Origin of the sequence: Amycolatopsis sp. A133 (genome assembly GCF_031082405.1) — a bacterium.
Classification (GTDB): Bacteria; Actinomycetota; Actinomycetes; order Mycobacteriales; family Pseudonocardiaceae; genus Amycolatopsis.
In genome coordinates this window covers 691394-716349 of sequence record NZ_JAVHJU010000004.1, presented here as the reverse complement: position 1 = coordinate 716349, position 24956 = coordinate 691394, and the positions used below count along the sequence as shown (strand labels likewise).

General features: G+C 71.9%; 19 protein-coding genes. 9 read left to right on the top strand and 10 right to left on the bottom strand.

Features of this window, described 5'->3' with window-relative positions; translation table 11 throughout:
- Nucleotides 1-15 precede the first annotated feature (15 nt).
- On the bottom strand, nt 16-894 hold the full coding sequence (gene dapA, locus Q5425_RS07500; protein WP_308671358.1) for a 4-hydroxy-tetrahydrodipicolinate synthase: 879 nt from the start codon (nt 892-894) through the stop codon (nt 16-18).
- 72 nt (nt 895-966) lie between these two features.
- On the opposite strand from dapA, the gene Q5425_RS07495 reads away from it, so the two are divergent.
- The gene (locus tag Q5425_RS07495) at nt 967-1866 is read left to right on the top strand and encodes a LysR family transcriptional regulator (RefSeq protein WP_308671357.1); all 900 of its coding nucleotides are present in this window, start codon (nt 967-969) and stop codon (nt 1864-1866) included.
- A 101-nt stretch (nt 1867-1967) separates the two neighbouring features.
- Here the strand turns inward: Q5425_RS07495 and Q5425_RS07490 are convergent, their stop codons facing one another.
- From Q5425_RS07490 to Q5425_RS07480, 3 genes are all read right to left on the bottom strand, one after another.
- A complete protein-coding gene (locus tag Q5425_RS07490; protein ID WP_308671356.1) occupies nt 1968-2321 on the bottom strand; it encodes an STAS domain-containing protein in 354 nt (117 codons plus the stop codon).
- A complete protein-coding gene (locus tag Q5425_RS07485; protein ID WP_308671355.1) occupies nt 2318-3484 on the bottom strand; it encodes a SpoIIE family protein phosphatase in 1167 nt (388 codons plus the stop codon). Before Q5425_RS07485 ends, Q5425_RS07490 begins: the two co-directional genes overlap by 4 nt.
- Before the next feature lie 62 nt (nt 3485-3546).
- Nucleotides 3547-4347 carry an alpha/beta hydrolase gene (locus Q5425_RS07480; RefSeq protein ID WP_308671354.1) on the bottom strand — a complete coding sequence of 267 codons (801 nt, stop codon included), beginning with the start codon at nt 4345-4347 and terminating at the stop codon, nt 3547-3549.
- A 78-nt stretch (nt 4348-4425) separates the two neighbouring features.
- On the opposite strand from Q5425_RS07480, the gene Q5425_RS07475 reads away from it, so the two are divergent.
- Entirely contained in the window at nt 4426-4812 is a 387-nt protein-coding gene (locus Q5425_RS07475) for a hypothetical protein (RefSeq protein ID WP_308671353.1), read from the top strand.
- 70 nt (nt 4813-4882) lie between these two features.
- Here the strand turns inward: Q5425_RS07475 and Q5425_RS07470 are convergent, their stop codons facing one another.
- The 5 genes from Q5425_RS07470 to Q5425_RS07450 form a co-directional block, all read right to left on the bottom strand.
- Nucleotides 4883-5251, bottom strand: a complete 369-nt coding sequence (locus Q5425_RS07470; protein WP_308671352.1) for an STAS domain-containing protein — start codon at nt 5249-5251, stop codon at nt 4883-4885.
- 143 nt (nt 5252-5394) lie between these two features.
- Entirely contained in the window at nt 5395-6363 is a 969-nt protein-coding gene (locus Q5425_RS07465; RefSeq protein WP_396135135.1) for a hypothetical protein, read from the bottom strand.
- Between the two features lie 103 nt (nt 6364-6466).
- Entirely contained in the window at nt 6467-9397 is a 2931-nt protein-coding gene (locus tag Q5425_RS07460; RefSeq protein WP_308671350.1) for a beta-galactosidase, read from the bottom strand.
- Nucleotides 9394-10425 carry a GDSL-type esterase/lipase family protein gene (locus Q5425_RS07455; protein WP_308671349.1) on the bottom strand — a complete coding sequence of 344 codons (1032 nt, stop codon included), beginning with the start codon at nt 10423-10425 and terminating at the stop codon, nt 9394-9396. The genes Q5425_RS07460 and Q5425_RS07455 overlap by 4 nt, the downstream gene beginning before the upstream one ends.
- On the bottom strand, nt 10422-13157 hold the full coding sequence (locus Q5425_RS07450; protein ID WP_308671348.1) for a hypothetical protein: 2736 nt from the start codon (nt 13155-13157) through the stop codon (nt 10422-10424). The genes Q5425_RS07455 and Q5425_RS07450 overlap by 4 nt, the downstream gene beginning before the upstream one ends.
- A 270-nt stretch (nt 13158-13427) precedes the next feature.
- On the opposite strand from Q5425_RS07450, the gene Q5425_RS07445 reads away from it, so the two are divergent.
- The 4 genes from Q5425_RS07445 (at nt 13428) to Q5425_RS07430 (ending at nt 18416) form a co-directional block, all read left to right on the top strand.
- Entirely contained in the window at nt 13428-13634 is a 207-nt protein-coding gene (locus Q5425_RS07445; protein ID WP_308671347.1) for a hypothetical protein, read from the top strand.
- Nucleotides 13631-14710: a LacI family DNA-binding transcriptional regulator gene (locus tag Q5425_RS07440; RefSeq protein ID WP_308671346.1), complete on the top strand. Its 1080-nt coding sequence runs from the start codon at nt 13631-13633 to the stop codon at nt 14708-14710. Before Q5425_RS07445 ends, Q5425_RS07440 begins: the two co-directional genes overlap by 4 nt.
- A gap of 113 nt (nt 14711-14823) precedes the next feature.
- The gene (locus Q5425_RS07435) at nt 14824-15936 is read left to right on the top strand and encodes a glycosyl hydrolase 53 family protein (RefSeq protein ID WP_308671345.1); all 1113 of its coding nucleotides are present in this window, start codon (nt 14824-14826) and stop codon (nt 15934-15936) included.
- Nucleotides 15937-16148: 212 nt separating this feature from the next.
- Nucleotides 16149-18416, top strand: coding sequence for a cellulase family glycosylhydrolase (locus Q5425_RS07430; protein WP_308671344.1), 2268 nt, complete (start codon nt 16149-16151; stop codon nt 18414-18416).
- 57 nt (nt 18417-18473) lie between these two features.
- On the opposite strand, the gene Q5425_RS07425 is transcribed toward Q5425_RS07430, so the two are convergent.
- Nucleotides 18474-19670 carry a thiolase family protein gene (locus Q5425_RS07425; RefSeq protein ID WP_308671343.1) on the bottom strand — a complete coding sequence of 399 codons (1197 nt, stop codon included), beginning with the start codon at nt 19668-19670 and terminating at the stop codon, nt 18474-18476.
- 131 nt (nt 19671-19801) lie between these two features.
- On the opposite strand from Q5425_RS07425, the gene Q5425_RS07420 reads away from it, so the two are divergent.
- The 3 genes from Q5425_RS07420 (at nt 19802) to Q5425_RS07410 (ending at nt 24927) form a co-directional block, all read left to right on the top strand.
- Nucleotides 19802-20242, top strand: a complete 441-nt coding sequence (locus tag Q5425_RS07420; RefSeq protein WP_308671342.1) for a helix-turn-helix domain-containing protein — start codon at nt 19802-19804, stop codon at nt 20240-20242.
- A gap of 293 nt (nt 20243-20535) precedes the next feature.
- Entirely contained in the window at nt 20536-24108 is a 3573-nt protein-coding gene (locus Q5425_RS07415; protein WP_308671341.1) for a discoidin domain-containing protein, read from the top strand.
- A 66-nt stretch (nt 24109-24174) separates the two neighbouring features.
- Complete coding sequence (locus Q5425_RS07410; protein WP_308671439.1) at nt 24175-24927, top strand: NAD(P)H-binding protein; 753 nt, start codon at nt 24175-24177, stop codon at nt 24925-24927.
- Nucleotides 24928-24956 lie beyond the last annotated feature (29 nt).

Here is a 24956-nt window from a genome sequence, read left to right as displayed (position 1 = left end):
CCACCTGGTTGGAGTTCACGACGGCGTCGGGAGCGCCCGTTCCGGGGTACGGGCTGCCGGACCGCTGATCGCTTCGACCAGCGGCAACCGCACGGTGGCGTGCGGGATGACACCCAGGTCCGCGAGTGCGGCCTTGGCGTTCGCCGCGCCGGTGCCGGCGCGCATGATCGTGTCCGTCAAGGGCCTCAGGCCGTCGTTGATCGCCCGCGCCTCGGCGAGGTCGCCGTCGCGGACGGCGCGGATGAGGGCGGCGGTGCGCCCGGCCGCCACGTTGCCCACGACGCTGACCAGGCCCGCGGCCCCGCACGCGAGGTAGGGCAGGTTGAGCTCGTCGATGCCGCAGTAGTACGCCAGCGACGTCCGGCTCAGCACCGCCATCGCTTCGGACAGGTCGCCCTTGGCGTCCTTGACCGCCCGGATCCGCGGGTGGCCGGCCAGCTCGATCAGGGTCGAGGGCGCCATCGCGACGCCGGTGCGGGCGGGGACGTCGTAGAGCATCACCGGCAGCTCGGTGGCGTCGGCCACGGCCAGGCAGTGGGCGATCACGCCGTCCTGCGTCGGCCGGGAGTAGTAGGGGCAGACGAGCAGCAGCGCGTCCGCGCCGGCCGCCTCGGCGTCGCGGGCCCGGCGGATGCTCGTGGCCGTGTTGTAGGTGCCGACACCGGCGATCACCCGCGCGCGGTTTCCGGCCTGGGCCGCCACGGCCCGCACGAGGCCGGCGGATTCGGCGTCGGACAGCGTCGGGGACTCGCCGGTGGTCCCGCCGACGACGAGGCCGTCGCACCCGCTGGCCAGCAGGTGCTCGACGAGCTGGGTGCGGCCGGGTTCGCAGAGGCCGCCGCCGGGCTGCATGGGGGTCACCATCGCGACGAGGTTGGTGCCGAATTCGGTCATCCTCCGACCCTGCCCCGCCCGATTGTGATGGTCCAGCGATGGTTTTTTGCCGATATTGCGTAGCCTGGCTTCATGATCGAGGTCGGAGCCTTGCGGGCGTTGCGCTCGGTGGCCGCGCTGGGGACGCTGGCGCGGGCGGCCGAGGAGCTCGGGTTCACGGCGTCCGCGGTGTCGCAGCAGCTCAAGCGGCTGGAGCGCCAGGTCGGGGTGCCGGTGCTCGCGCCGGCGGGCCGCGGGGTCGTGCTGACCCCGGCCGGGCAGGCCATCGCCGACTCGGCGCCCGAGGTGTTCCAGGCGCTGGAGCGCTGCGCCGAAGCCGCCCAGTCGGTCGCGGAAGGCGCGCCGCGGGGCACGCTCCGGGTGGTGGCGTTCTCGACCGCCATCCGCGGTCTGCTCGCTCCCGTCGTGCCGCGGCTGGCGGCGCGGTGCCCGGAGCTGCGCGTGCACGTCACCGAGCAGGACCCCGACGAGGCCCTGCGCAGCGTCGGCGCGGGCACGGCGGACTTCGCGCTGGTGCACGACGCCGACGGGCTGCTGCCCGCACCGCTGCCTCCGTCGCTGGCGCAGCGGTGGCTGCACACCGACATCGGCGACGTGGTCGTGAGCCGCACGCACCCGCTGGCGGAGCTCGACGCGCCCCTCGACGGGGACGTGCTGGCCGGGCACGCGTGGGTGACCAGCCCGCCGGGAACGGTGTGCCACCAGTGGTTCCGGCGGTTGTTCGCGGAGGAACCGGACGTGCGCCACCTGGTCGACGACTTCGCGACGCAGCTGTCGCTGGTCGCTTCCGGGCAGGTCGTCGCCCTGATCCCGCGCCTCGCCCGGCCGCCGCTGGGGGAGGAGCTGATCGCCCGGCCGTTGCGGCGGCCGCCGAAGCGGGAGGTGCAGGCGGTGTGGCGGCGAAGCGCCGAGGCAAGCCCGGCGATCCGCGCGCTGCTGACCGAACTGACCCCGCCTCCGCCTCCGGCCTGACCAAAGCGCCCCAATGTGGCGTTCGGTGCGTCCAACGCACCCAATGTGGCGTTCGGTGCGTTGGACGCAACCAACGCCACATTGGGGCGCTTGAGGCCTGCTCAGTTCCCGAGGTCGGCGATCGCGGCCTCGGCGCTCGGATAAGTGGGGAAGAAGTCCGCCAAGCCGATCAGCCCGAACGTCCGGCTCAGCCGCGCGGGGACGGCGACCAGCGCGATCCCGGCGCCGGCCGCCTCGGCGACGTTGCGGGCGGCGATGAGCGTGGAGATGCCGCTCGAGTCGCAGAACGTCACCCCGGCCAGGTCGATCACCAGCAGCTGGCCGCTGCCCAGGGGGGCGCCGCCGATTTCCGCGCGGAGCCGGGGTGCGGTCGCCACGTCGAGCTCTCCCGTGACGGTGACGACCGGGCCCGTCCCGGAGCTGCGGGCCGTGGCGGAAAACGGGGTGCCGGTCACGGTCGGACGCCTCCGGGGAGCGGGACGCCCAGCGCCAGCAGGGCCGTGTCGTCCTCGACGCCGTCGCCGAAGCCGGCGAGCAGGTCGGTCACCGCCTCGATCACCGAGGGTGCCGTGGTCGGCGCCAGGCCGGTCAGGTGCTCCTGCAGCTGCTCTTCGCTGTAACGGAGACGGCCCTGCGTGCGTGCTTCGGTCAGCCCGTCGGTGTAGAGCAGCAAGGTGTCACCCGGCGTCAGCAGGACGTCCTCGGCGGCGAAGCGCGCGTCGGGGAGCGCGCCGACCAGCTGGCCGCCCGGGACGGGCAGGAACGCGGACGTGCCGTCGGCGCGGATCAGCAGGGCCGGCGGGTGCCCGCCGGTGGCCAGGGTGACCGCCGCGCCTTCGGCCTCGAGCCGGATGTGCCCCTGGACGACGGTGCAGTAACGCGGATCCGAGCCGCGGTACTCGTGGTGCAGCACGGTGTTGAGGTGGGCCAGCACGCCCGCGGGGTCCGGGTCGTACACCGCGGCGGCACGCAGCGTGTAGCGCGCCAGCGACGTCACCACGGCCGCGGGGGCGCCCTTCCCGGACACGTCGCCGAGGAAGAAGCCCCACGTCTCGCCGGTCAGCGGGAACAGGTCGTAGAAGTCCCCGCCGACCTCGTCGGCCGACGCGGGGTGGTAGTAGGCCGCGACCTGCAGGCCGGGCACCTCGGGCAGTGCGGGCGGCAGCAGGGTCTGCTGCAGCGTCCGCGCCAGCCGCTGCACCCGGTCGCGTTCCCGCTCGGCTTCTTCGCGGGCCCGCAGCAGTTCCTGCTCGTAGGCCCGCCGGTCGCGCGCGTCGAAGATGGTGGTGCGGATCAGCTGCGCCTCCCCGTCGGTGCCGGTCTTGACCGTCGAGGTCACCAGCACCGGCAGCCGGCTGCCGTCCGCGGCCTTCAGCTCGAAGGCGACGCCGCCGAGCTCGCCCTGCATGCGCAGGAGCGGCGCGAAGTGCGTCTCGTGGTAGATCCGGCCGCCGACGGTGAGCAGGTCGGCGAACCGGCGCCGGCCGACCACTTCGTCGCGCTCGTAACCGAGCCACCCGAGCAGCGTCGCGTTGATCTTCGCGATCGTGCCGTCCAGCAGCGTCGAAAGGTACCCGCAGGGGGCGTGCTCGTAGAGGTCTTCCGTGCTGTCCTCCAACAGTGCCGAAAACGCCGGTCCGGCGCTCTCCTGACCACCCGGGGCCGGGTGGTCTTCACACATCACGGCTCGCCCACGAACGCGGTGATCGCGGCGGCCGTGGCCTCCGGCGCGCTGAGCTGCGGGCAGTGCCCGGTCGCGGCCAGCGTCACCAGCGTGCTGCCGGGGATCTGCTCGTGGGTGAACCGTCCCACCTCGGGCGGGGCGATGGCGTCGTTCGCGCACTCGATCACCAGCGCCGGCACGGTGACCTTGGCCAGATCGGCCCGGTTGTCGGACAGGAACGTCACCCGGGCGAAGACCCGCGCGATGGCGGGATCGGTGCGGCAGAAGCTGTTCGTCAGCTCCTCGCCCAGCTCCGGGCGGTCGGGGTTGCCCATGATGACCGGCGCCATCGTCGCCGACCAGCCCAGGTAGTTGGACTCGAGCGCGGCGAGCAGCTCGTCGATGTCTTCGCGGCTGAACCCGCCGCGGTAGCCCTCGTCGTCGATGTACCGCGGCGACGGCGTGAGCAGGACGAGCTTGGCGAACCGGTCCGGTTCGAGGTTGGCGGCCAGCACCGCGATCATCGCGCTGACCGAGTGCCCGACCAGCACGACGTCCCGCAGGTCCAGCTCGCGGCAGATGGCCAGGACGTCGTCGGCGTAGCCGTCGAGGCTGCCGTAGCGCTCGGGGGTCCAGGCGGACAGGTCCGAGCGCCCGGCGCCGGTGTGGTCGAACAGCACGACCCGGTAGTGCCGCGCGAGTTCCGGGACGACGAGGCGCCACAGGTTCTGGTCGCAACCGAAGCCGTGGGCGAGCAGCAGCGCGGGCCCGTCTTCCCGGCCGGTGACGGTCACGTTGTTCCGGGTGCGCATGTTCACCGGGACATCCTGCCATCGACCCGGCGGGGACGTTGATTGAGCCCGGAACCGGACATTTCGGGTAGCCTGACGGCAGGCATGATCGAAACGGGGGATTCGATGCGTTCGTGGCGTCTTGGTGGGTCGGCAGTCGTGCTTTCGCTGCTGGGCGGGGTGCTCGCCGCGGGGCCCGCGCACGCGGGCAGCCCGGACTGCCGCGACTGGTGGACGATCGACGACCCGGCGCGCACGGTCTTCACCGACAGCACCCGCTCGGTCCGGTTCTGGGGCCACCGCAGCTGCGGCGCATCAACGTCACCGCAGTACTGGTCGGCGCCGTACCGCCCGGACGAGCCGGGCGACCACACGTGGGAAGGCGTGCGGGCCCTGCACGGCCACGACCCCGGCGCGCTCGCGTACGGCTTCGAGCTGCGCCGCCAGGGCGACGGCTGGGTGGCGGTCGGCTTCGCCGCCAGCCACGGCTGAGCGACGTCCGGCCCCCGAAACGGCCCAACCCGAGCCGAAGGGGCTTTCGACGCCGCCCCGCCGTCCTTGATCACCCGGTGAGGGCGTCGTCCCTGGTGGACGCCACGGCCAGGGCCTCGTGCAGGCCGGTCAGCCGGAGGGTGCGGTGGACGACGCCGTCTTCGGGGGCCACCACCCGGACCCTGGTGCCGGTGCCGGCCTCGCGGCGGGCCTCGAGCAGGACCGTGATGCCGATCGAGGCGAGGAACGACACCTCCGACAGGTCGACCACCAGCAGCTCCGGCGCGTCGGCGAGGGCCGCGGTGACCTCGGTGCCGAGCATGGGGGCGCTGAGCAGGTCGACCTCGCCCGCCACCGCCAGCACGACCGTGCCCTCGGAGTGGTGGGCCGTCACGCGCAAGAGGTCCTGGGGCCGGACCCGGTTGCCGTCAGCGCTCACTGCGGAAATCCCTTCTCCGTCGTCCGGCGGGCAGCCCGGCACCCATGGCCGGTCCGCTCCGGATCGGTACTACCCACCTCCCCCGAAGACCAAACACCCGGATGGGGCTCGGTTCCGCTTTGCGTTTCAAAGCGGAACTTTCCCTACGAAAGTGGCCGGCTGCGGTATTCCGCGATGCCCTCGAGCAGGACGCTCACCGCCGGGTCGCTCCGCCGCTCGAGGCACCGCCGTTGCAGGGGGGCCAGGCGGTCCTTCGGCCGGACCGATCCCACGTGGCCGGCCAGCTCGATCGCCTCGGCGCCGATCCGGGTGGCCTCGTCGAAGTCGCCGCCGAGCGCGTGGTTCTGGGCCAGCATGATCAACGTGAGCGACCGGCTGCGGGTCATGTCGGCGCCGTAGCGGCCGGCCGCGCCCGTCAGCTGGACGATCGCTGCGCCGCTGTGACGGGGGGCCACCGACTCGGCCAGCTCCGTCAGCACCGTGCCGCACATCGCCGCCATGTCCGCCTCGCCGAAGAACGCCTCCCACGGCCGCGGCGGGAGCCACGAACCCGCCTCGGTGAACGCCGTCTCGGCCTCGGCCAGCCGGTTCAGGGCCGCCCGTTCGTCGCCGCCCATCGCGAACGCCCACGCCTCGTTGGCCTGCAGGATAGCCAGGGCCCGCCGGGAACCCGAGCGCCGCGCGGCCACCCCGCCCCTGGCGAATTCCGCCAGTGCGCGGGGGACGTCGTGGCGGTGCAGGTGCAGGCGGCCGAGCCGGTAACGGATGTTAGCCACCAGGTTGTCGTTGCCCGCCTCGGCCGCGAGTTCCAGTGCCCGCCCGAACCGGCGCCGGGCCGGTTCTCCGTGCCCGATGTCGAATTCCGTCCAGCCGAGCAGGTTGTGCACGTCGGCCAGCACGGTGTACAGCCTGGCCCGCAACGGCTCCGGGACCGTTCCCCAGTGCAGCAGGAGGCTCGCCGTCTTGACCACCCGGACGGCGTCGCGGCAGAACCCGCCGCCCTGCCGGTAGTCCAGTGCCCGCAGGACTCCGACGGCCGCTTCCAGCTCCGCGACGTCGGTGGTTTCGATGTTGAACGGCAGGGGCTCGCCATCGGGCGTCGTCGTCGTCACCATGACCTCACCTCGCGCACAGGTACGCACGGTCAGTCGTTGTGTTGCCGGCGACACGGGAATACCCACGGCGGGCCGCGCGGAAACCGGCCTGCCGCGGGCCTCACCCGCCTGGGCGGGGCCGGTACCGCGGAGAATCCACCAGCCGGACCGCGACGCCGCCCCGGACGGTGCCGAGGTTGGTCAGTGCCACCGTTTCGAGGCCGTTGCCCGGACCGCCGTCACCGGTGACGGCCAAGGCGAGGGTGTTGCGGCCGTGCGGGTCCAGGATTCCGTTGGGCAGCACGAACGTGTGCTGCGGCCCCACGTCGGCGAGGTACTGCCCGAGGTTCCACCCGTTGACGAAGACCAGCGCCCCGTAGTGACCGCCCGACCGCGGCGTGGCCGGGTCGCCGATGGTCAGGCCCAGCGAGACGTCGTGTCCATTCGGTACGTCCAGGGTGAAGTTCGTGCGGTACCACGTGGTTCCCGGGGCCGCCGTCGCGGCGGGCACCTGGGCCGCCGCCCACCGGCCGTCCGGGTAACCGGGCAGGGACCAGCCGGCGCGCTCGCCGTCGAGGCCGCCGTTGTTCAGCGGGCCCCGCACCGGATCGGCGACACCGCCGCGGATCTTCCAGGCGGCCCCGGTGAGCGTCGTCGAAATGAGCCCGCGGCCTTCCTTGTGGGCGTCGTTGACGTCGCCGTCTTCGTTGTGCCCGTTGTTGCGCACCATCACCGACAGGACGTGGTCCCCGCTCCCGCGCAGTTCCGCGGGTACGGCGAAGGTCGCCGTGCCGGACGTCGGCGGGGCGGGCAGTGCGCTCGGCAGCACGTGCCGGCCGAGGTAGTGCCCGTCGAGCCACGCCTGCAGCATGCCCGCCCCGCCCGCGCCGTAGTCCAGGCTCAGCTGGGCCGGGACCGGGTCGCGGGAATGCCCGCGGTACCAGACGTCGCCGGTGTGGAAGCCGTAGTCGTCCGCGGTGAGCACCGGCTGACCTGCCGGCGGTTTGGTGGTGCTCGCGGTGTCCGTCTTGGTCGCCGCCGGCCACGACGAGTCGTCGTAGGCGACAGCCGATTCCGGCGAACCGGCGGCCTGCTTCCAGCCGGTCAGCGCAGGGAGCTCGACGGCCGCCGGGCCGGGAAGCCGCGTCAGCAGGCTCCCCGAAGAGGTCTGCCAGGCCCGGATCGGCCGCCCGTTCCAGGAAATCCTCGCGCCCGGTCCCCACACTTCGAGGTCACCGGCCTGCGCGGTGTCACCGGTCAGGGCGAGCACGCCGCCGTGGAACCGGGCGGTGCGCAGCAGCGCGGGACCGCGGACGAGGACGGGCCCGGCGGCGGTGCCGAGCCGCCAGAACGTGTCCGCGGTGGGGCTGTCGGCCAGCAGCAGGGTGACCGGCGGCCGGCCACCGCCCGAGACCCGCACCCGGGCGAGTCCGTTGTGGACGTGGTTCAGCCGCAGGTCGCCGCGACCCGCGTCCCAGGTGGACGTGACGTTCCCGGCCAGCACCTCCACCTTCGGTTCCCGGGGGTAGCGCAGTGCCGTCTCCCCGTCTTCGCCGGGACGGCCGTGCAGCAGCACGGTGCCCGCGACCGAGGTCATGATCTCCGACGTCGAGTACACCAGGTGCTGGCCCGCGAGGTCGAAGTTCGCCACCAGGTGCTTGGCGTCCTGGCCGTCGAGCCGCAGGGTGCCCGCCTGCGGGACGGTGTACGCACCGTCCGGTGTGGACACCGGGAAGGTGAAGACGTCGTTCGTGGTGGCCTTCGACGGGTTGTGCACCGGCAGGTAGAAGTGGGTTTGCGTGTCCGGGTTGACGTTGTGGTACACCTTCACCGCCGTCGAAGACGGCGTGACGGGATCCGCCTTGTCCTGCTTGGTGATCGGCGGCACCGCCTGCAGGAAGTACCCCAGTTCCTTCATGGTCAGCGCTTTGGGCCGCAGCTGGCGTCCTTCGTCGATCGCCGCGCCGTAGTCGTAGGAGCTGTAGACCACCGGCGCCGGCAGCCAGCCCCACGACGTGCCGCCGAAGGTCATGTAGAAGTTCTGGATGGTCAGCCCGTTGGCGATGTTCGTGCCGTAGAACACGCGCTCGTAACCGGGTCCCTGGCGGACCGCGGTGCAGGGGTAGGTGCCGTTGCTGCCCCAGTAGTCGAACCAGCCGCCGCCGAACTCCGCGGTGAACCCCGGCGTGTTCGGCGACGCGCTCGCGCCGCCCTTCGCCCCGCCCGGTCCGTAAAGCCCCCAGTCCGGTGCGTTGTTGGGCGGCCCGGGAGTGGCGTCGGGACGGCAGGTGCCGCCCGGGTAGGTGTCCCACGCGTACAGGTCGACCTTGCCCGGGACCGTGCCGGGGACGCCGGAGTCCGGCGGCACCCAGATGCCGTTGCGCCCGCGGTCGTTGTGGAAGATCGGGACGGAGATGCGGTCGGCGCGCACCTTGTCGTAGAGGTGCGTGATGTAGTTCTGCTGGGCCACGCCGGTGGCGGCCAGCTCGTTCTCGATCTGGTAGAGGACGACGGACCCGCGGCCGTCGACGTACTGGTGCCGCGCGATGACGCGGTCGATCGCGGTCAGCCACTCGTCGGCCGCGGCCAGGTAGTCGGGCGCGTCGCTGCGGGCGGTGCCCTGCTGCGTGGCCAGCCAGCCGGGGAAGCCGCCGCCGGTGACCTCGGCGTTGATGTACGGCCCGGGCCGGGCGATGACGTACAGGCCCGCTTCGGCGGCGAGGTCGAGGACGCGGTCCATGTCGCGGACGCCGGTGAAGTCGTACACCCCGGGTGCGGGCGAGTGGTAGTTCCAGTCGAAGTAGATCGAGACCGCCGTGTAGCCGGTGGCCTTCATCTTCTGCAGCACGTCCCGCCACAGGTCCGGGCTCGGCAGCCGGAACGGGTGGAACTCGCCGGACCAGAGGAATTGCCGGTGGCCGTCCAGCATCAGCGAATACTTGTCGAACGTGATCCGGTGCTTCGCGGCCGGGGCCGCTTCGGCCACGGGCGCGCTGCTCACCCCGGCCGCCGTGGCGAGGGCCAGCACGAGGGCGAGAAGACGGCGTCTCATCGTCCGAGCCTTTCGGGACGCAGGAAGGCCGCGAGCGGCAACCGGGCCTGGGCCGCGGCCCGCGCGACGAGCGCGGCGAACTGCTCGGCGCCGTACCGGCTGAGGTGGGTCGCGTCGTCGACGCCGTCGTGCGCGAGGGTCAGGTAGAGCGGCCAGGAAGCGGCTTCGCCCAGGCTTTCCAGCAGCGCCTGGCTGCGCGCGGTGAGGTCGAGCAGCGGGATCTTCTGCTGCCGGGCCACGTCCCGCATCACCGCGGGCAGGTCCACGCCGAGGTTGTTGACCACGAGGCCGAGTGGGGTGAGCTTCCCGTCCGCGCCGAACCGGTGCCGCACCGGGGGCGTGACCAGCACCGGTGCCCCACCCTGCGCCCGGACGCCGTCGATCAGCGTCGCGAGGTTGGCCCGGTAGACGTCTTCGGTCGTCTGCTTGTCGTTGTGCGCCAGCTGGATCAGGACCGTGTCCCCGCCCCGGATCATCGGGCGCACCCGGGCGAAGTAGAGCGGGTCCGCGAGGTAACTGACCGTGCTCGCGCCGGACTGGGCGTAGTTCCGCACGCTCGGCCCGGCGCGGAAGAACTCCGGCAGGGCCTGGGCCCAGCCGTTCTTCGGCAGCTTCGCCCAGTCCGAGGCGGTGGAGTCGCTGATCACGAAGATCCGCGGCGCCTTCGGCCTCGGCGTCACGGCGATCCGGACCGGCTGCGGCGCCGGACCGGTGAGGTGCACCTGCAGGCCCGGGGTGCCAGGTCCGTCCTGGCCGCTCGGCATCCCCTCCGGGGTGCGGACCTCGACCGTCACCGAGCGCTCGGCGTACTGCCCCGCCTTGGTCGCCACCGGGGCCAGCGCGATCCGCCGGGCCTCGACGTCGAGCCCGGTCGACCCGGCGTCGCGGCCGCCCAGGACCACGTCGACCTGGTAGTCGCCCGCCGGCACGTCGAACGAGCACGAGCCGGTGCACACGGTCCAGTGTGGGGACGCGGCCGCCGGGACCGAGCCGAGGACGAGGGCGGCGACCACGGCGAGGATCTTCACGGCGCTTCCTCCGGGGCGATGGCGAGCAGGGCGATGGTGGCCAGGTTCCGCTGGGCGAAGTCGTTCGTCGCGAACGTGGCAAAATCGCCCGCGGGGTTCGTCGTGGTGCGCGTGGGGATCTCGGTCACCGGACCGGCGACGGCGGAGCCGGTGACGCGCTCGGCGGGCGGCCACGGCTTGCCCGCCGGGTCGCCGGTGAACTGGTCCCAGCCGCGTTTGCGCAGGCTCGCGTCGCCGAGCTGCTCGCCCGCCCAGGCCGTGACGCGCGAGTAGATCGTCTTGAACAGTCCCGGGTTGAAGTCGCGGCCGTACCGGGCGATCTTCTCGGCCGACGGCGCCTGGGCGTACCGGGCGAAGTCCAGGTAGGTCCGGCGGAACTCCGGGACGTCGACCAGGTCGAGCGCCTCCCAGAGGATCTGCTCGCCGAGGAAGGCCATCGAGAGGTTGTAGCCGCCGTCGAAGTCGCCCTTCTCCAGGTTCACGAGGTGGCCGGTCGCCGGGTCGAAGCCGACCGCGCCGCCCGCCTCGCCGGTGAAGAGCCCGGCGGGGAACGTGGCGATGTCCTTCATGCCGGTGACGATCCTGTCGCGCCAGCGGACGTCGCCGGTGCGTTCCCACTCCGTCAGCCAGTTGCTGACGAGCGCGTACCAGTCGGGTCCGATCCGGACGCGGGCCGGTGCCTTGGTCTGCGGCGGCAGGACTTCGCGCAGCGGGTCCACCGTGCGCAGGGTCTCGTCGACCTGCAGCGACGAGCGGATCAGGTCGCCCAGCAGCTCGTCGGCGGTGAGGTAGTAGGAGAACCGCTTCGTGAACGATTCGCCGACCCGCGCCTCCTTGGCGCCGTCGCCCCAGTGCACAACGGCGTGGCGCGACCCGAGGCCGGCGAACCGGCCGCCGTGGTGGGTGTCCACTTCGGACACGTGCTGGGTCATGGCGCGCGCGAGCCGGAACGTCCGGGGATCGCCCGAGCGCAGGAAGGCGTACCAGAGCAGGGCGTCCGTGCCGAGCTCGGCGTTGTCCCAGGCGTACCCGCCGACGTCGTAGCGCCATTCGTGGCGGTCGGCGTCGTAGGTGTGCATGACGTCGCCGTAGTGCCAGAACCCGTACCACTCGCGCTCGTCGACCTGGTCGGCGTAGAAGCCGATCTCCCGGGCGATCCCGTCTTCGAGGGCCGCGCGGGCGGGCGTGCTGCGGTCGGGCAGGCTCCAGCGGCCGAACACCCCGGCCGCGTGGTAGGTGCCCGGGTCGGCGACGAGCTGCGGCGGCGTGGTCAGCGTGGCCGAGAGCGCGGCGATCGTGTCACGGGTCGGGGTGGCCGCCAGTGCCCACAGCTGCATCTCGGTGGACCGCACCACGCCCTGCGGCGTCGCGAAGCCCTCTTGAACGTCTTCGTAGGACAGGTCGAGGCCGTGGGCGACGGTGTCGTAGGTGCGCAGGTCCAGCGCCGGTGCCAGCGGGGAGTACGACCAGAGCGTCACCGAGGCCGTGTCCGTGGCCGCGCCGCGGACGTCCAGCGAGCGCGGGGCGCGCTGCCAGAAATCGCGCAGCCCGAAGCCCAGGCCGCCGCCGACCCCGCCCACGTAGCCGAAGCCGGACGCGCGGTCGCCGCGGCCCGCGTGCTTCAGCCAGCTGCCCGCGGCGCTCGTGCGCTTCCACACGGCGAAGTGCCGGGCGGATTCCTGGAACAGCGTGAAGTCGTTCCACAGAGCGAGGTTCTGGTAGCCGTCGCGCACCTGCTGGCCCCACTGCGCGACCGGTGGCGTGGCGGTGCCGTCGGTCTGGGCCTTGCGGACCGCGGTGCCGGGGTCGCGGCGCAGGCCGGTGAGCACCCGGACCGGCTCACCCCACACGTCGCCGGCCGCGGTGCCGAAGCGGACGTGCCGGTTGTGCGGCTCGTCGGTCAGCGGAACCGAGAACCGCAGGCCGAGCCCGCGGACGAAGTCGTGGTGTTCGTCGGCGTCCCAGCGGAAGCTGTGCACGACACGCAGGGAATCGTCGCCCGCGCCGAGGTAGATCCGCAGCGTCCAGGGCAGGATCGCGCGGGTGCCGCGGCCGCGGTCGCGCCGGTACCGGCCGGTCAGCTTGACCACCGCGCGCACCGGGCCTGGCTGCTCGACCTCGGCGCGTTCGACGATGCCCGTCCAGTCCTCGCGGCGGGGTGCCCGGTCGTCGTCGGCGTCGTCCGGCCGGTCCTGCAGCCGCAGCACGAGCTCGCCGTCGCGGGCGACGACCCGCCCGGCCCGGGAGAGAGCTGGCACGGCGACGGCGCCGGTCGTGGCGAGCTTCAGCTCGACCGTTCCGTTGGCCACGACGATTTCGCGCGGTGACCGGCGCACGGTGACCGGGACCGGTGGCGCCGCGGGGTTACCGGGCGCCAGCGCGAAGGTGTCCGCGGTGGCGGAGGCGGTCACGGCGTGCCCGGTCCACTTGACCGAGCCGTCCGGCCAGTACGCCAGCGGCCACGACTGCACGGGGACGGCGGCGCCGTCCCCGGCGTGCAGGGCCAGCGGGACGTTCCTGGACAGCGTTCCCCTCGGCCAGGGAACGCCGAAGGCGCAGCCCACCGGGGCGGCGGGCCGGCCGTCCAGCCAGTGCAGGCGCACCGCGCCGCCGGACGCGGCGGCGGTGGCCGCCGTGGCCACCGCCGGTGTGACGGCCGTGGCGGCCAGGGCGGACACACCGCCGAGGAAGACTCTCCGGGACAGGGGGAACTCGGGGGACTGCGGGGACATCGTCGGCCTCCGGTCAGCTCGTCGCCACCGCGATGAACCGATTCAAACCGCCCGGGCGAGGGGTTGTCAACCTCGGCGACCCGATCAGTGCAGTCTTCGAGTAAGCGCTTTCTAAGTCGAAGATCAATCGTGGGTTCGTCGGGTGGAATCCCTTCGACGGGTTCGATCCGGACAGCCCTTTCCTCGAAATTTTCGCTGGTTGACGCCACGAGTGAACGGCACTTACCGTGCTTGAACCGATTCAAGGACGAATTCGGGAAGGAAAATCCGATGAACGGACGGTTCGGGCTGCGCGCCGGCCTGCGGGGTGCGGCGGCGTGGCGGGAGACCGTCCTGAACTGGCGCGGCAGCCTCGGGCTGGTCACCGCGATCGTCGTGGTGGCCGTCGTCGTGGGGCAGGCACCGGCCTTCGTGGTCGTCGCGCCGGGGCTGCTCGTGCTGGCCGCCGTCGCGGTCCGCGCCCGGGAGTGCCGGTGAAACCGCCGATCGGCATCCGGGACGTCGCCGTCCGGGCCGGGGTGTCGGTCGGCACGGTGTCCAACGTGCTGAACCGCCCCGACGTGGTCGCCGCCGCCACCCGCGAGCGGGTCCTCGCCGCCATCGACGCACTGGGGTACGTCCGCAACGAGCCGGCGCGCCAGCTGCGCTCCGGCACCGCCCGCACGATCGGCCTGGTGGTGCTGGACGTGGGCAACCCGTTCTTCACCGACGTCGCCCGCGGTGTCGAAGAGGCGGCGAGCGAAGCCGGGCACGCGGTGATCCTGTGCAACAGCGGCGAGTCGGCGGGCAAGGAACGCGGGCATGTCGAGCTGCTGGCCTCGCAGCGGGTGCACGGCGTGCTGATCACGCCCGTGCAGTCCGGCGCGGTGTCGCTGCGGTGGCTGCGGGACCGGGGGATCTCGGTGGTGCTGCTCGACCACCCGACGGCCGAGGCGGACCTGTGCTCGGTCGCGGTGGACGACCGCCACGGCGGCGAGCTCGCGGTCACCCACCTGCTGGCCGAGGGGTGTGAGCGGATCGTGATGGTCACCGGCCCGGCCGGCATCCACCAGGCGGCCGAGCGCCACCGCGGCGCCCGGGACGCGATCCGGCTGGCCGGCCGGTCCCCGGACGTCCTCGAGGTGCTGCCCGCGCCGGCCCTCAACGTCGCGTGCGGCCTGCGAGCCGGCGAGCAGCTGCTGGCCAGGGCCGTGCTGCCCGACGCCGTCTTCTGCGCGAACGACCTGCTGGCGCTGGGCCTGCTGCAGGCCACCGTGCGGGCGGGCGTGCGGGTCCCGGAGGATCTCGCGATCGTCGGCTACGACGACATCGACTTCGCCGCCGCGGCCGCGGTGCCGCTGACCTCGGTCCGCCAGCCGCGGCACGAGATCGGGCGCACGGCCGCGACCCTGGTCATCGCCGAATCGCAGTCGCCCGCCGAGCACGAGCACCGGCACGTGGTGTTCACGCCCGAGCTCGTCGTCCGCGAGTCGAGCCGCCGCCCGCGGCGGACGCGCGGCCCGGTCCACAGAGGACACAGTCGTGCGGTCACAGAAATCGTCGAACAACCTTGAAAATTTTCCACACGTGCGGTTCCATTCTTACCGGAACGGCGCGTGGCCGGTTGTGCCCGCGCCCGTGAACTCCCTTTCCCCGGCTCGTCACGTCGTCGATCAAAGGAGATCGGATGACCGTGTCCCGCACCGGCCGCCTGGCGCTGTTCGTGGTGGCGCTGACGCTGCCCCTCGCGCCGCCCGTCCCCGCCGCTTCGGCCGCGAACTCCCTCAGCGTGCTGGGTGCCGACGTCTCGACCGTCCAGCGGGCGCTCGACCTCGGCGCGAAGTACGCCGACGCGGCCGGCGTGGCCGGCGACCCCCTCGACATCCTCAAGGGCGCCGGCGTCAACTACGTGCGCCTGCGCGTCTGGCACAACCCGCGCAGCGGCTACAACAACAAAGCCAAGGTGCTGCAGTACGCCCGCGCGGTGAAGGCCAAGGGGCTGAAGCTCCTGGTCGACTTCCACTACTCCGACACGTGGGCCGATCCCGATTCCCAGAGCAAACCCGCGGCTTGGGCGTCGCACTCCATCGGACGGCTGCAGACCGACGTCCACGACTACACCTACGACGTCTGTTCCGGGCTCAAGGCCCAGGGCACGACCCCCGACAGCGTGCAGATCGGCAACGAGATCAACACCGGCATGCTGTGGAACGACGGCAAAGTCGTCAACAACGACTTCACGAACCTCGGGTTGCTGCTCAAGGCGGGCTACACCGCCACCAAGGCGTGCAACGGCGGCACCCAGGTCGTCGTCCACACGGCCGACGCCGACAGCGACGCGCACGCCCGCTGGTTCTACGACGGCATCCGGGCGCAGGGCGTCCAGTGGGACATCACCGGTCTCTCCTACTACTGCTACTGGCACGGCACGATGGCGAACATGGCCGGAGTGGTGTCCGACATGCGGTCCCGGTACGGCAAGCCGGTCATCCTCGCCGAGACGGCGTACCCGTACACCACGGCCGACGACGACGGCACGCCGAACGTCATTTCGTCCGCGCAGCCGTGCGCGGGGTACCCGGCCACGCCGGCCGGGCAGGCGGCGAACTTCACCGCGGTGCAGAACACCGCCCGCACGGCGGGGGCGATCGGCGTTTTCTACTGGGAACCCACCTGGTACGCGGTGAACGGCAACGGCTGGGACCCGGCCGACATCGCCCGTTCCGGCAACGGCTGGGAAAACCAGGCCGTCTTCGACCGCGGTGGCCGGCTCAACCCGCAGATCCGCTGGAGCCCTTGACCGCCGCGCCGGCCGGCCGTCGAGAAAACGCTTTCTCGAACCGGGCCGGAGCACTTAACAGTTAAGCAGCCTGGCCGGTTTCTGTCTCGTGGCCGGTGTCCGCCGGGTGTCTCCCGTGTTACCGTGGGAGCGCTCCCAGATCGCCCGGTCCACTCAGGGCAACGGTTTTGCCGGGGCACAGTCCTGTCGAGTTGTTCTCCAGGAGGTCGGTAATGAACTGGCGATTCCTCCGCGCGGCCGTGGCCGGCCTGCTGCTGGCCGCCTGTGCCGTCGTGGCCCCCGCCACGGCCGGTGCGGCCACGCCCGCGCGGGTCATGGCGCTGGGCGACTCCATCACCGGGTCGCCCGGCTGCTGGCGGGCGTTGCTGTGGAAACACCTCCAGGACACCGGCCACCCGGAAGTCGACTTCGTCGGCACCCTGCCGGCCCAGGGCTGCGGCTTCACCTACGACGGCGACAACGAGGGCCACGGCGGGTTCCTGGCGACCGGGATCGCCCGAGACAACCAGCTGCCGGGCTGGCTGTCGGCGTCCCGCCCGGACATCGTCCTGATGCACCTGGGCACCAACGACGTGTGGAACAACATCCCGGCGAGCACGATCCTCGGCGCCTACACGACGCTGCTCGGCCAGATGCGGGCCGCCAACCCGGCGACGAAGCTGATCGTCGCCAAGATCATCCCGATGAACCCGGCCAACTGCGCGGCCTGCGGCCAGCGGGTGGTCGAGCTGAACAACGCCATTCCCGCCTGGGCGCAGGCGCACTCCACGACCGCGTCCCCCATCACCGTCGTCGACCAGTGGACCGGGTTCGACACCGCGGCGGACACCGGCGACGGCGTCCACCCGAACAGCACCACCGGCATCCAGAAGATCGAGAGCCGCTGGTACCCGGCCCTGGTGGCGGCGCTGGGAACGGACACCCCGGCCGCGACCGGCCTCCACGTCGACGGCACCCGGATCCTCGAGGCCAACGGCGCCCCGTTCGTGATGCGCGGCGTGAACCACGCCTACGTCTGGTACCCGACCCAGAACCGCGCCTTCGCCGACATCAAGTCCTTCGGCGCCAACACGGTCCGCGTCGTCCTCGGCAGCGGGCAGCGGTGGGGGCCGACGCCGGCCGCCGAGGTCACGAGCGTCATCGGGCAGTGCAAGCAGAACCGGCTGATCTGCGTCCTGGAGGTGCACGACACCACCGGGTACGGCGAGCAGAGCGGCGCCGCGACCCTGGACCAGGCGGCGAGCTACTGGATCAGCGTGGCCGGTGCGCTCAAGGGCCAGGAGAACTACGCCGTGATCAACCTGGGCAACGAGCCGTTCGGCAACGACCAGCAGGTGAGCGCGACCTGGACGACCGCGACGGGCAACGCGATCAAGCGGCTGCGCGCCGCCGGGCTGCAGCACCTGCTGATGGCCGACGCACCGATGTGGGGCCAGGACTGGCAGAACATCATGCGGGACAACGCGGCCACGGTGTTCGCCGCCGACCCGCAGCGCAACACGGTCTTCTCCATCCACATGTACGGCGTCTACGACACCGCCGCCGAGATCAACGCGTACTTCGACGCGTTCCGCACCGCCGGGCTGCCCCTGGTCGTGGGCGAGTTCGGCAACATGCACACCGACGGCAACCCGGACGAGGACACGATCATGGCCCAGGCGCAGGCCCGCGGCCTCGGCTACCTCGGCTGGTCGTGGAGCGGCAACAGCAGCGACGTCGCCTACCTCGACATGACGAACGGCTTCGACCCGGCGAGCCTGACGGCGTGGGGCGAGCGGTTCCTCAACGGTGCCAACGGGATCCGCCAGACGTCGAAGGAAGCCACCATCTACGGCGGCGGCCAGGTGGACACCCAGGTCCCGTCGGTCCCGGGCACCCCGGCCGTGTCGGGGGTGACGGCCGGTTCGGCGACGCTGACCTGGACGGCTTCGACGGACAACGTCGGTGTCACCGGTTACGACGTCCTTCGCGCGCCGGGGGCGAGCGGGGGCACGTTCGCCGTGGTCGGTTCGACCGCGACAACGTCGTTCACCGACAGCGGCCTCGCCGCCTCGAGCACGTACCGGTACCAGGTGCGGGCCAAGGACGCCGCGGGCAACACCTCGGCCCTCTCCGGAGCCGCCACGGCGACGACCGGCGCGGGCGGCGGGACCGGCGCCTGCAAGGTGACCTACTCCGCCTCGAACTGGGGTGGCGGCAACGGGTTCACCGCCAACCTCACCCTCACCAACACGGGCACGAGCGCGGTCAACGGCTGGACGCTGGCCTTCACCTTCGCCGACGGCCAGCAGGTGACCCTGCCCGGCTGGGGCGCGACCTTCGCCCAGTCCGGCAGCGCGGTCACCGCCAAGAACCTGAGCTGGAACGGCACCCTGGCGCCGAACGCCTCGGCGGGCATCGGCTTCAACGGCACCTACAGCGGCGCCAACCCGGTGCCGTCGGCGTTCACGCTCAACGGCAGCACCTGCACCGCCGCCTAACGCCCCCGGTCGTGAGTGGTAAGGCGGGTTAGAACCCGCCTTACCACTCACGACCGGTCAGTCCAGGCGTTCGACGATGGTTGCGTTGGCGAGGCCGCCCGCCTCGCACATCGTCTGCAGGCCGTAGCGGCCGCCGGTCTGTTCGAGCACCGAGAGCAGCGTCGTCGCCAGCCGGGCGCCGCTGCCGCCGAGCGGGTGACCGAGGGCGATCGCGCCGCCGTTGACGTTGACCTTCGCGAGGTCGGCGCCGATCTCGTGCTGCCAGGCCAGCACGACGCTCGCGAAGGCCTCGTTGACCTCGAACGCGTCGATGTCCGCCACGTCGAGACCCGCGCGGGCCAGCACCTTCCGCGTCGCCGGGATGATGCCGGTCAGCATGAGCAGCGGGTCGTCCCCGGCGACGGCGAAGCTGTGGATCCGGGCCCGCGGCTTGAGGCCCAGCGCCGCGGCCGTCTCGCCGCTGGTGATGAGCAGCGCGGCGGCGCCGTCGTTGATCGGCGAGGAGTTGCCCGCGGTGACCTGCCAGCCGAGGTGGGGGAACCGCTGCTCCCAGACGTCGGCGCGGAACGCAGGCTTCAGCCCGGCGAGGACCTCCGGCGTGGTGCCGGGCCGGACCGTCTCGTCGGTGGTGACCTCGCGCAGCGTCCCGTCGGGCCCGGGCGCCTTGAGCGGCGCGACTTCGCCGGCGAACTTCCCGTCCGCCCACGCCTTCGCGGCGCGCTGGTGGCTTTCCGCGGAGAACTCGTCCAGCTGTGCCCGGCCGAAGCCCCACTTCGCGGCGATGAGTTCCGCGCTGATGCCCTGCGGCACCAGCCCGTCGGGGTAGCGCGCGGCGACCTGCGGGCCGAACGGGTCGCGCCCGGCCGCCTGGCTGCCCATCGGCACCCGGCTCATCGATTCGACCCCGGAGGCGATGACGACGTCGTACGCGCCGGCGATGACACCCTGCGCGGCGAAGTGCACGGCCTGCTGGCTGCTGCCGCACTGGCGGTCGACGGTCACCGCCGGCACCGACTCCGGCAGCCCGGCGGCCAGCGCCGCCCAGCGCGCGGTGTTCATGCTCTGCTCGCCGATCTGCCCGACCGCGCCGCTGATCACGTCGTCGATCCGGGCCGGGTCGACGCCGGTGCGTTCGACGAGCGAGCGCAGGGCGTGGGCGTGCAGGTCGACCGGGTGCACCCCGGCCAGTGCGCCGTTCGGCCTGCCCTTGCCGATCGGGGTTCGTACCGCGTCGACGATCACCGCGTCCGTCATGGCGTCTGCCTCCTCGCAGATCGGGGATGCCTTCGGTATACGCCGTGTCAGTTGGATTCCACAACTCGCCTGTTCGCCAGGTCACACCAAGCTGACGTGCTAAGTTGGATTTTCAACCCCGTGGAGGTGGCATGGTCCGGCGTGGTCGCGAATGCTCGGTCGCCGAGGCGCTGGAGGTCGTCGGCGAGCGGTGGAGCCTGCTGGCCCTGCGCGAGATCATGCTGGGGGAGCGGCGGTTCAACCAGATCGCCGAAAACACCGGCGCGAGCCGCGACATCCTGGCCGCGCGGCTGCGCAAGCTCGTCGACGCGGGGGTGCTCGAGAAGGTCCGGTACGAAGCCCACCCGCCCCGCCACGAGTACCACCCGACCGAAGCCGGGCGCGCGCTGCAGCCGGTCCTGCTCGGCCTGATGGCGTGGGGTGACAAGTACGTCCACCAGGGCGAACCGCCGACCCTCTGGCGCCACGCGTGCGGCGAGGTGCTGGAACCGGCCACCGTCTGCGCGCACTGCGGCGGACCGGTGAACGCCCCGGGCACCCACCCGATCCGGCTGGGGGCCGTGCACTCCTGACCGAAGCCGGCCAGGCCTCCTCGCGTCCCGGCGAGGAGGCCTTTTTGCTGTCCGGGCGTTGACTTGCGGCCGCCGCAACTGTAACTCTTGAACGAATCAGTGCAAGAACCCGACAGCGTCGCGAGAAACCGCGGCAACAGTCGGGAAGATCCCGCTCAGCTCCTCGACGAAGAGGTGCCCATGACGGCCGATGAGTGCTGCCCGCGTGCGCCCCCGGACCGCGCCCGCTGCGTGTCCCGTCCCCCGGTTTTCGCCCCGAGCCGTCTCCCCTCCTCCCGGATCAGAGGAACCCCATGAGAACGAAGCGACTGCTGTCGCGCGCGGCGACCTACGCCGCCCTGTCCCTGCTCCTGACCGTCCCCGCCGTGTCGGCGAGCGCCGCTCCGGCCGCCACCCAGCCCGCCACCCAAGCCGCCGCCGCGACCTACACGGCCGGCAGCCAGCTCGCCGGCTACCCCGTCTCGAACGTCGGCGACGGCAACCAGGCCACTTACTGGGAGAGCGCCGGCAACCAGTTCCCGCAGTGGGTCCAAGCCGACCTCGGCACCACCACGAACGTCGCCCGGCTGGTGCTCAAGCTGCCCGCGAACTGGGAGGCCCGCACCGAAACCTTGAGCGTCCAGGGCAGCACGAACGGGACCACCTTCGGCGAACTGAAGCCCTCGGCCGGCTACCGCTTCGACCCGGCGACGGCCAACACCGTCACCGTGGACGTCACCGGCAGCACCCGGTACGTCCGGCTGAACGTCACGGCCAACACCGGCTGGCCCGCCGCCCAGCTGTCCGAATTCGAGATCCACGGTCCCGCCGGCGGGGACACGCAGCCGCCGTCCGCGCCCGGCAACCTGACCTACACCCAGCCCGCGAGCGGCCAGCTCCGGCTGACCTGGTCGGCTTCGGCCGACAACACCGGTGTCGCCGGCTACGACGTCTACGCCAACGGCCAGTTGCGTGGCAGCGTCGGGGGCACGACCCTGACCTACACCGACAACCAGCCCGACACCGCGACCGTCACCTACTTCGTCCGGGCGAAGGACGCCGCGGGCAACCAGTCGGCCGACAGCGCCACCGTGACGCGCGCCGGCACCCAGGCCGGGACGAACCTGGCGCTGGGCAAGCCGATCACGGCGTCCTCGACGGAGTGGACCTACGTGGCGGCCAACGCGAACGACGGCGCCTTGACCACGTACTGGGAGGGCGGCGGCGGGACCTACCCGAACCTGCTCACCGTTGCGCTCGGCTCGAACGCCGACCTCAACCAGGTGGTGGTGAAGCTCAACCCCGATCCTTCGTGGGGGCCGCGGACCCAGACGATCGCCGTCGAAGGCCGTGACCAGAGCACGTCCGCGTTCACCACCCTCGCCGCCGCGCAGACCTACAGCTTCAACCCCGCGAGCGGCAACACCGTCACCATCCCGCTCACCGGCCGCGCCTCGGACGTCCGCCTGCGCGTCACCGCCAACTCCGGCGCGGGCGGCGGGCAGGTCGCCGAGTTCCAGGTCTTCGGCGTTCCGGCGCCGAATCCGGACCTGACGATCTCGGCCGTGTCGTGGTCGCCGCAGAACCCGGTGGAGACCGACGCGATCACCGCATCGGCGACCGTCCGCAACGCCGGGACCGCGGCTTCCGGAGCGACGAACGTCAACCTCTACCTGGGCACGACCAAGGTCGGCACGGCCGCGGTGGGCGCGCTGGCGGCGGGGGCGTCGGCGACCGTGTCGGCGAACATCGGCACCCGCGACGCGGGCAGCTACCAGCTCACGGCCAAGGTCGACGAGGCCAACGCCGTCATCGAGCAGAACGAGGCCAACAACTCCTACACCGGTTCGACGGCGCTCGTCGTCAGCCCGGTGCCGAGCTCCGACCTCGTCGCGGCGACGGCGTGGTCGCCGAACAACCCGTCGGCGGGGAACACGGTGACCTTCACCGCGACCCTGCGCAACCAGGGGACGGTCGCGTCGGCCTCCGGCGCCCACGGCGTCACGGTGACGATCACCGACCAGAACGGCACCGTGGTCAAGACGCTCAGCGGGACGTATTCCGGCGCCATCGCCGCCGGCGCCACCGCGAGCCCGGTCACCGTCGGCACCTGGACGGCGGCCAACGGCAAGTACACCGTGAAGACCGTCGTCGCGAACGACGCCAACGAGCTGCCGGTGAAGCAGGGCAACAACACCAGCACGCAGTCGCTGTTCGTCGGCCGCGGCGCGAACATGCCCTACGACATGTACGAGGCCGAGGACGGTGTCGTCGCGGGCGGGGCGTCGGTGGTCGGCCCGAACCGCACGATCGGTGACCTGGCGGGCGAGGCGTCGGGCCGCAAGGCCGTGACGCTGAACTCGACCGGCTCGTCGGTGGAGTTCACGACCCGCGCGTCGACCAACACCCTCGTCACCCGGTTCTCCATCCCGGACTCCGCCGGTGGCGGCGGCCAGAACTCGACGCTGAACGTCTACGTCGACGGCACGTTCCTCAAGGCCATCGACTTGACCTCGCACTACGCGTGGCTCTACGGCGCCGAAACCGGACCGGGCAACTCGCCGGGCGCCGGGCCGCGCCACATCTACGACGAGGCCAGCACAATGCTCGGCACGACCGTGCCCGCCGGGCACAAGATCAAGCTGCAGAAGGACGCGGCCAACAGCACGAACTACGCGATCGACTTCGTGAACTTCGAGCAGGCCACCGCGACCGCCAACCCGGACCCGGCGCACTTCGCGGTGCCCACCGGGTTCACGCAGCAGGACGTGCAGAACGCCCTCGACAAGGTCCGGCAGGACACCACCCTCACCGGGATCTACCTGCCGGCCGGGAACTACTCGCTGTCGAGCAAGCTGAACGTCTACGGCAAGGCCGTGACGGTCACCGGCGCCGGGCCGTGGTTCACGAAGTTCTCCGCACCCTCCGGGCAGGAGAACACCGACATCGGCATCGACGTGCAGGCGAGCGCGAACGGGTCGACGTTCAGCGGGTTCGCGGTGTTCGGGAACTACACCTCGCGCATCGACGGCCCGGGCAAGGTGTTCAACCTGACGAACGTGGCGAACCTGACGATCGACAACATCTGGGTCGAGCACCAGGTGGTCATGGTCTGGGGCACCAACGTGGACAACACCACGATCAAGAACTCCCGGATCCGCGACACCTTCGCCGACGGCGTGAACCTCACGAACGGGAGCACCGGCAACCACGTCACCAACATCGAAGCCCGGTCCACCGGTGACGACAGCTTCGCGCTGTTCGCCGCCACGGACATCAACCCGGGCAACCAGTACGGCAACGTGTTCGAGAACCTGACCGCGATCCTGCCGTGGCGCGCGGCCGGTCTCGCGGTCTACGGCGGGTACGACAACACCTTCCGGAACCTCTACATCGCGGACACGCTGGCCTACTCCGGCATCACGATCAGCTCGCTCGACTTCGGCTACCCGTTCCTCGGGTTCGGGCCGCAGCCGACGACCGTCCAGAACGCCTCGATCGTCCGGGCCGGCGGCCACTTCTGGGGCCAGCAGACGTTCCCGGCGATCTGGCTGTTCTCCGCGTCCAAGGAGTTCCGCGGCATCCGGGTGTCGGATGTGGACATCCAGAGCCCGACCTACAGCGGGATCATGTTCCAGACCAAGTACAACGGCGGTCCGGAGCACCCGGTCGAGGACACCGTGCTGACGAACGTGTCGATCACCGGTGCCCACCGCAGCGGGGACGCCTTCGACGCGAAGTCGGGGATCGGGATCTGGGTCAACGAGCTGCCGGAACCGGGCCAGGGCCCGGCCGTCGGCTCGGCGACCTTCACCGGGCTGACCCTGGCCGACAACGCCGAGGACATCCGCAACCGGACCACCACGTTCACCATCAACCGCGGCTGAGGACCGCCGGTGCCCGCCGGGAAACCGTTTCCCGGCGGGCACCGCCGTGCCAGGATGGCGCCGGAGGTGGTCGACGTGCGGATCCTGGTCACCGGCGGAACCGGGCAGCTGGGCAGCGCCGTGGTGACGCGGCTGCGGGCGACGGGGGAGGAGGTCCGCGTGCTGAGCCGCCGGGCCGCACCGGACGTCGTCCGCGGCGACCTGCGGACCGGCCGCGGTGTCGACAGCGCCGTGGCCGGGGTCGACGTGGTCGTCCACTGCGCCACCGACTACTTCGGGCGGGAGGCGCAGCTCGCGCGCACGCTGGTCGAGGCGGCCCGCTGGGCCGGTGGCCCGCACCTGGTCTACGTCTCGATCGTCGGCGTCGACCGGGTCCCGCTCGGCTACTACCGGGCCAAGCACGAGACCGAGCGGCTCGTCGCCGACTCGGGCCTGCCGTGCACGATCCAGCGGGCCACCCAGTTCCACGGCCTGGTCCGCACCCTGCTCGCGGGGGCGTCCCGGCTGCCGGTGGTGCCGGTGCCGCGGATCTCGTTCCAGCCGGTGGACGTCCACGACGTGGCGCGGCGGCTGGCGGACCTCGCGCAGGCCGACCCGGCCGGTCGCGCCCCGGACTTCGGCGGCCCGGAGATCCTGCCGGCGGCCGAGCTGGCCGAGGCGGTCGGCGAAGCGAGCGGCCGGGCCCGGCGGATCGTGCCGGTGAAAGTGCCGGGGGAGACGTTCCGCGCGTACGCCGCCGGAGGCCACCTGACTCCGGAGCACCGCGAAGGCGAGATCACCTTCCGGGAGTACCTGGCCGGGCAGGTCCACGGCAAGTAAGCGATCAATTACGAACAATCTTGACCGTG